This window comes from Mesorhizobium sp. M1E.F.Ca.ET.063.01.1.1 (genome assembly GCF_003998155.1).
Lineage (GTDB): Bacteria > Pseudomonadota > Alphaproteobacteria > Rhizobiales > Rhizobiaceae > Mesorhizobium.
Genome location: NZ_RZSC01001290.1, coordinates 1 through 949, shown reverse-complemented (window position 1 = coordinate 949; position 949 = coordinate 1). Strand labels below are relative to the sequence as shown.

Sequence of the window (949 nt, the reverse complement as noted above, 5' to 3'; positions counted from 1 at the left end):
CGATCTCCAGCGTCATCCCGATCCAGGCCTACGAGATCCTGCAAAATGAGCAGACCGTCTCGATCCTCTACACCATCGTGTCGCTGCTCGGACTTTCGGTGACGCTGTTCATGCCGATGCTGATCCGCCGCTTCGCCCGACGCTGGGTCTACACGGCCGGCTGCCTGATGCTGGCGCTCGGCTCGGTCTTCTTCGTCACCCACACACTGCCGGGCCAACTCGCCGGCATGCTCTGCCGCGTCATGGGGGCGAGCGCGCTGTCGATCACGCTCAACCTCTACATCATGGACCACATCCGCAAGACCGATTTCATGCAGGCGGAATCGCTGCGCATAGCGTGGTCGATGTTCGCCTGGACAGGTGGGCCGACGCTCGGCATCTTCCTCTACACGCGCTTCGGCATCTATGCCGCGCATGGCGCGGTCGTGGCCTTCGCGCTGTCGCTGCTGGCGCTGTTCTGGGCCTACCGGCTGGGCGACAACCCGTCGATCCGCCCCGGCAAGAGCCGGCCGGCCAATCCGCTCGCCAATATCGGCCGCTTCATCGCGCAGCCGAGGCTCAGGCTCGCCTGGCTGATCGCCTTCGGCCGCTCCTGCTTCTGGACGACCTTCTTCGTCTATGGTCCGCTGTTCATGGTGATCACGGGCGAGGGCAAGCTTGCAGGCGGGCTGCTGGTTTCGGCGGGCAACGCGCTCTTGTTCATGGCGATCTTCTGGGGCAAGGCGGGCAAGCGCTTCGGCGGCCGCCAGACTATGACCTTCGCCTATTTCGCCATGGCGGCGATGCTTTTTGCGGCAGGCGGAGTCGGCGAGACCGCGCCGCTGCTCACCGCTGCCTTCCTGCTCTGCGGCGCGCTCTTCACCATCGCGCTCGATGCGCTGGGCTCGACCGCCTTCATGCGCTCGGTGCGCGCTTACGAGAGGGCGCAGATGGCGGCGGTCTACCGCAC

At 65.6% G+C, this 949-nt stretch carries 1 protein-coding gene; it reads left to right on the top strand.

Annotated elements, in window-relative coordinates:
- The coding region (locus EOA29_RS38020) for an MFS transporter (RefSeq protein WP_145970108.1) at positions 1-949 on the top strand (949 nt) is incomplete at both ends.